Raw genomic sequence first — 5,652 nt, 5'->3', positions numbered from 1 at the left:
ACGCATCTCACGAGCAAAAACACCGCATGAACCCATGGATAAATTGGCAATAGAGATACGTGCTAAGCATTTTGGTTTGACCATAGAAGATGCTAAAAATCCGCTTTCCGCTACTTATATCGGACGGCTTTATCTGCAAGGTGTGATTAATCAAGATCAGTATGATGCTGCACAAAAATATCTTGAAGTGAAAAACAATTACCTATGTGCAAAAGCCTTACCAAATGCAATTTATGATGAAATGCCTACAACTTCTGATAACGGAGCAAGAGAGAAATGGGTACAGAAGGCAACAGAACATCTTTTAGCTGTAAAAGATGTTGTTCAAGAAGCTCAATGTTTACACCGTCAATATAACCTTCATGCCGCATTACAATATCTTGTCATAGAAGATCAATCACTACCACGCCTTGTGCTTTCATTGCGCATTGCTCTTAATGCGCTTCATAAACATTTTATACAAAACCGCTAAATTCAAGCAGCATTTTGAATATTAATAGAGATCTCTTTTCCAAGAGCAATGAGAGTGAATTCTAAGGCATCTAATTTTGTTGCATGGTTTAAATCCAACAATCGGTCAATTTGTATTGGGTGAAGTTTTAAAAGACGCACAAGATCAGCTTTGCGTAAGTCTTTTTCAATCATAGCGTTATGTATTGCAATTTTTAAAGTGACCAATGAAGAGACTTCAACAAAAGGATAGGTAACATCATAAATACCACACGGAACAAATTCACGATCTTGGAAACGCCCCATAATAACTGTTAAAAGTGCGTTTTTAGCATTTTCTAAAGCTTCTTTTTCATCGTTACCATATGTAATAAATTCTTGAAAGTCTTTGCAAACGACAAGAAGAGTATCATTGTCATCTTTGATAAATTTAAGTGCATATTTCATTTACATCTCCATATTCAGACTTACTTTAGATCAAGATCTTTGAGAATTTTATTAACTAATCCCGTTCCTAATTCTTTTCGCGCACCATGCATTGGCAAAACCGTTTTTTTAGAACCAAGTCTTACAATTAAATGACCGCCTTTCCCCGAAGTAAAACTGCAACCATGCTTTGTAAGATATCTTTTTAATTCTTGGCTATTCATAAATATAGTATAACATCTAAAATGTTTAAATGAAACAAATATGTTGTTATTTATAGAAAATTAAAAAGCGGCTTTTTAAATACCAAGTTTTGATCAAAAAAATAAAAAAATACAAAATATAGATTTTTTCTCTTGACAATGTGTAAAAAATTTTATTTAATGACGTTACTGCACTAGTCGTATTGTGTCTAAAATTCAAAAATATCCCCTAAAATTTGGTAAAATATTAAGCTTTTAAGATGGCTTAAAGCACTGTTTTTATTGATAAAATAGGCTAATCTATTTTGCACATAACAAAAGCCATTAAGTGACCAATGATGTCATTAATTCATTGCCTCAAAAGGAGCGAAGATGAAAGCAATCATCACCAAGCCAATGTGTGTTGTTGGCGATAACAAAAGCACTGTTCGTTTTGAAACTTCAACTCCCAATAATCCATTTGTAGAGATCTCCAATCAAGTCTACGCACGTCTCAAACGCGCTAATGCTGCTAAACCTTTTATTGAAATCAAAACAAAAATAAAGCCCGACAAGGGAGTTGAACAAATTAAGCAAATAGAACAAGAACCCAACCAAATATCATCTGAAACAGTACCAGAGGAAACCTCTCTCGAAAAGCCTAAAGCATCTAAAGTTTCTAAATCATCAACACCTACCCCAAAAAAGGCTTAGAAGTTGAAATTAATCATCCACCAAAAATGGTATCTTCAACAGGCAAAAGATACCTTCACAAACCTTCAAGCACCACGCCTTAATTGGGCTCTGCGTAATGCTCTAAACACTGCAGCAAAACAAGTTGAACGCTTTACTGAAAAGCAAGTTGCAGACATCTCATCAGCCCAAATANCGGCGTGGCTTACACACTATTTGGAAAGAAAGAAATCTTGCCTCATGGTTTTATTAAGGGTGGGAGTTTTCCAAAGCGCGTTGATTTGAAAATGGGAGGGAATGTGTTTCAAAGAGATGACGGAGATCAATTCCCCATTGCAAAACAAGAAGGACCTTCAATTGCTAAAGTGATGTCCAAGCCAGAAATTGCAAATGCTATTGTAAAAGAAGCCAATGAAAAATTAATCAAAAACATACAGTACCAACTTGCTCGTCATGAATACGCTGCCAATAGGAAAGCTAAATAATGTTCTTAAGCTTTGTACTGGAATTTTCTTTCTTGACAAGATTCACAGAAAACATATATCGTTGCGTTAGGTGCCTAGAAAACACCTTGGATGCATAGCGGATAGATTGCCGAAACAGTTTATTTTCCGCACATTAAAGGCTTTGACTCATTGTATGTTACACGCATATAATGGCTTTGTCGGGTGTAGTTACGCTATACAATACCTTTTATAGGGAAAGCGTAACGACGGACTATGCACCGTGTTTTCTAGCACCCGGCATTCTTTGTTGAGTGTCAATAGAAAACCTCTAACTGCATAGGAGTTCATTATGAACATTCTTATAAAAATTACGGAACAAACAGTTGATCAGGAAACTGTTCAGACAGTAAATGCACGCGAATTACACGCGTTTTTGGAAATAGGGAAAGATTTTTCTACCTGGATTAAAGACCGCATTCATCAGTATAAATTTGAAGAGGGTAGTGATTTTATAAAAACACAAGATTTGCGGTCCCCAAAATTGGGGACCGCAAAATCTAGAGCTGTTACAGCAATAGATTATCACCTAACTCTAGACATGGCGAAAGAGCTTTCAATGGTTGAACGCAATGAGAAAGGACGTCAAGCACGCCGTTATTTTATTGAATGTGAAAAGAAACTAAAAAGCCAATCTGTTGATTATTGTGATGATATACGTTTTGCTTTCCCAAAAGATTGGGATCAAATGTCTCCAACTAAAAAGGCTGTTTACATTTATGGACCTCTTCACATGCATCTTGTTAAAGCCTTTACGTTGGTAGAAGAGAGCAAACATTATAAAGCTTTAATCAAAGAAGCAAAACAAGTCTTAGAAAGATCTGTCGTAAAAGCTGCTTAGTTTTAAATATGATTTCGTCTTCTCCACTTGCAGAGTGGAGAAGATATTAATTTAAAGAAGATTACCAATTATGCTTCTCTTTTTCCATAAAAAATCAATAAAATCAATGTAAAAGGTACTTCCCAGCGGGTTGGGTCTGTTGCGGGGCAGGCTAGCGCAAACTATCGCTAGCGACAGAATTTTCAAATCGACTGTACATTGTACACTTAACACATTGATAAATAACAAATTTAATGTGTACACTGTACAGTATGTGAAACGTTTTCTTAGCAAGAAGTAATTTTTGCCACTTGACAATGTGGCGACAATATGAATAATCAAATCAGGTGCCTGAAAAACACCTTGATAGCAAGCGGATTGATTGTCGAAATAATCAGTTTTCCGCACATTAAAAGCTTTGACTCATTGTATGTTACACGCATATAATGACTTTGTCGGGTGTAGTTACGCTATACAATACCCTTTTGGGAAAAGCGTAACGACGGACTTGCTACCGTGTTTTTCAGCACCCGGCGCTTTCTAATTAAAGTGTCAATGAAAAACGTCTAAATAGCAAGGAGTTCTCATGAACACTCTTATTCCGATATCGGAACAAACCATTGATCAGGAAACTGTTCAAACGGTAAACGCTCGTGATTTGCACGCATTTTTGGAGATTACATCAAAGTTTGCAGACTGGATTAAAAATCGCATTAAAGAATGTAATTTTCGAGAAAATATAGACTTTATAGGTTTTTCTAAAAATTTAGAAAAAGGTGGGCGCCCAAGCATAGAATACCACATTACGTTAGACATGGCTAAACACCTTTCCATGATAGAGCGTAATGATAAAGGGCATGAAGCACGTCAATACTTTATCAAATGTGAACAGCTTTTGAAAAAAGTAGCAACACCACAAATCGATTACTCAACTCCCCAAGCCTTACTGGGTGTCTTGAATCACTTACAAAGCCAAATCAAACAGAAAGATCATGTGATTGCAGAACTAACTCCAAAAGCAAAGGCTTTAGAAGGCTTAAAACGCTCTGATGGTTTGTTTGGTCTTATCGAAGCAGCGAAGATGCTTGAAGTGCGACCAAAAGATTTAACCGATTACTTGCGTAAACATGATTGGGTCTATCGACGTGCTCCAGGAGCGCCTCTGTTACCTTATCAGGATAAAATCAAGAAAGGCTTTATGGATTGCCCTGCTATCACCATTCAAAGACCGGATGGTACAGAGAAAGTACTGCCTTCAACAAAAATCACATCCAGAGGACTAGCATGTTTGAGAGAACAAATCCATGGAGGTGTGCAATGAAGATAGATACCAATTTCTTGTGTGATTTATGGATGGCACTGTTTAAATTTTCCAATCATCGAGGCATTGGAGATGAAAATTGTAATGCCATAGTTGAAGTTATGGAATTGATAGAAAAAGTTTTAGTTTTAAAACTTCAAAATGAACTACCCAATATTACAAAGATTTTAGCAATTCTAACAGATTTTGGCGATTCAGAACTGCCGCATAGCATGGATTCTTTGTTACGCGCTTATGAACCAAATTTCGAGAGCCCCATTAAAAAGGTTGCTTAAGTAAAACACATCTCCTCTCCCCATTCTCAAAATGGGGAGGTGATCTAAAGATCAAGTTTTGAATGGGAGCCCAGACGCACTAAAATCAATCGATCTTGACCAATCAAGCGATAAATCAACACTAAGTCAGGTCGAATATGGCAATCTCGATAATTGCTCCAATTCCCAGTCAATGCATGATCATGATATCGAGGTTCTAAAGGTTGATCATTTGCTAATGCTGCAATGATTTGGTGCAAATCAGTATCTAAAAGATGCCGATACCGTCCTTTCATTTCACGCTTGAAATCACGTTTGAAGATAGTGGTACGTTCAATCGTCCGCATAGAGATCATCAAATAATTCGTCTACGGAATGAAACTTTTTTAAGTTACCTTCCTCTAGTTCTGCAAAAGCCGCTATAGTTTCCGCATTAGGTTGAAACAAGAAGGACGGAATAGCTTTATCTTGCGCAATACGTGTCATCAACACTCTCACGACATCACTTACTGATAAACCAGAGGCTTGAATAACTTGATTAGCGATATTTTGAATTTCTTCTGGTACACGCGCCTGAACCATACGACTAGCAGCCATGATGAGCTCTCCTCTTGTAACTGTATTTCAATGTAATACAATTGAAGTTTAATTTCAACTATAAAGCGCATTTTTTAGAGTAGCGAGATCGTTTTGCTTAACAACCACTTGCTTTTTTAAGACTTCACCCACGTTTACGGCGCTCTTCTGTTACATACTTAAAAAAGGAGGCTGGTAAAACGTCTTTAGCTGGCTTTAAGCGTGCAAGTTCTTCATCTGTCAATGGTGGAGAATCTACGGCTTCCAAATCTTCTTTCGTGTAACTGCATCTTATGTCAAAGTTTTTTGTGAGAGCCAACAATTCTTGTGTAATTTGAAGTGTATTTGTTTTCATACCGGAATATATACCCGATTATACCCGATTGTCAATCATTCGTAACACCGTAAACTCTTACTTCTTATGGCA

The 5,652-nt window shown here is 36.8% G+C and carries 10 protein-coding genes and 1 pseudogene; 6 read left to right on the top strand and 5 right to left on the bottom strand.

The window, feature by feature from the left end; all coding sequences use genetic code 11:
- Positions 1-472: hypothetical protein (locus ACFIL2_RS01470; RefSeq protein WP_375680651.1), on the top strand; the 472-nt coding region annotated here is incomplete at its 5' end.
- 2 nt (positions 473-474) lie between these two features.
- Here ACFIL2_RS01470 and ACFIL2_RS01465 read toward each other — a convergent pair.
- Together ACFIL2_RS01465 and ACFIL2_RS01460 are read right to left on the bottom strand one after the other, a co-directional pair.
- Positions 475-897, bottom strand: a complete 423-nt coding sequence (locus ACFIL2_RS01465; RefSeq protein ID WP_375618941.1) for a type II toxin-antitoxin system HicB family antitoxin — start codon at positions 895-897, stop codon at positions 475-477.
- Between the two features lie 20 nt (positions 898-917).
- Complete coding sequence (locus tag ACFIL2_RS01460) at positions 918-1,100, bottom strand: type II toxin-antitoxin system HicA family toxin (RefSeq protein ID WP_038473253.1); 183 nt, start codon at positions 1,098-1,100, stop codon at positions 918-920.
- Positions 1,101-1,451: 351 nt separating this feature from the next.
- On the opposite strand from ACFIL2_RS01460, the gene ACFIL2_RS01455 reads away from it, so the two are divergent.
- The 5 genes and pseudogenes from ACFIL2_RS01455 (at position 1,452) to ACFIL2_RS01435 (ending at position 4,670) form a co-directional block, all read left to right on the top strand.
- Positions 1,452-1,772, top strand: a complete 321-nt coding sequence (locus tag ACFIL2_RS01455) for a hypothetical protein (protein ID WP_375618940.1) — start codon at positions 1,452-1,454, stop codon at positions 1,770-1,772.
- A 3-nt stretch (positions 1,773-1,775) separates the two neighbouring features.
- Positions 1,776-2,236, top strand: a pseudogene (locus tag ACFIL2_RS01450) (hypothetical protein).
- Between the two features lie 310 nt (positions 2,237-2,546).
- The gene (locus ACFIL2_RS01445) at positions 2,547-3,095 is read left to right on the top strand and encodes an antA/AntB antirepressor family protein (protein WP_375640291.1); all 549 of its coding nucleotides are present in this window, start codon (positions 2,547-2,549) and stop codon (positions 3,093-3,095) included.
- A 565-nt stretch (positions 3,096-3,660) separates the two neighbouring features.
- Positions 3,661-4,395: an antA/AntB antirepressor family protein gene (locus ACFIL2_RS01440; RefSeq protein WP_375680650.1), complete on the top strand. Its 735-nt coding sequence runs from the start codon at positions 3,661-3,663 to the stop codon at positions 4,393-4,395.
- Positions 4,392-4,670: a hypothetical protein gene (locus tag ACFIL2_RS01435; protein ID WP_375640295.1), complete on the top strand. Its 279-nt coding sequence runs from the start codon at positions 4,392-4,394 to the stop codon at positions 4,668-4,670. Before ACFIL2_RS01440 ends, ACFIL2_RS01435 begins: the two co-directional genes overlap by 4 nt.
- A gap of 44 nt (positions 4,671-4,714) precedes the next feature.
- On the opposite strand, the gene ACFIL2_RS01430 is transcribed toward ACFIL2_RS01435, so the two are convergent.
- The 3 genes from ACFIL2_RS01430 to ACFIL2_RS01420 form a co-directional block, all read right to left on the bottom strand.
- Entirely contained in the window at positions 4,715-4,996 is a 282-nt protein-coding gene (locus tag ACFIL2_RS01430; RefSeq protein ID WP_375640297.1) for a type II toxin-antitoxin system YafQ family toxin, read from the bottom strand.
- Positions 4,983-5,246, bottom strand: a complete 264-nt coding sequence (locus ACFIL2_RS01425) for a type II toxin-antitoxin system RelB/DinJ family antitoxin (protein WP_004861501.1) — start codon at positions 5,244-5,246, stop codon at positions 4,983-4,985. The genes ACFIL2_RS01430 and ACFIL2_RS01425 overlap by 14 nt, the downstream gene beginning before the upstream one ends.
- Before the next feature lie 124 nt (positions 5,247-5,370).
- A complete protein-coding gene (locus ACFIL2_RS01420; RefSeq protein ID WP_375640300.1) occupies positions 5,371-5,580 on the bottom strand; it encodes a hypothetical protein in 210 nt (69 codons plus the stop codon).
- Positions 5,581-5,652: the final 72 nt, after the last annotated feature.

Source organism: Bartonella sp. AP30XZML (assembly GCF_042195945.1).
Taxonomy (GTDB): domain Bacteria; phylum Pseudomonadota; class Alphaproteobacteria; order Rhizobiales; family Rhizobiaceae; genus Bartonella.
Note: the sequence above shows the minus strand (reverse complement) of the source record. Positions and strands in the feature narration are given on the sequence as shown.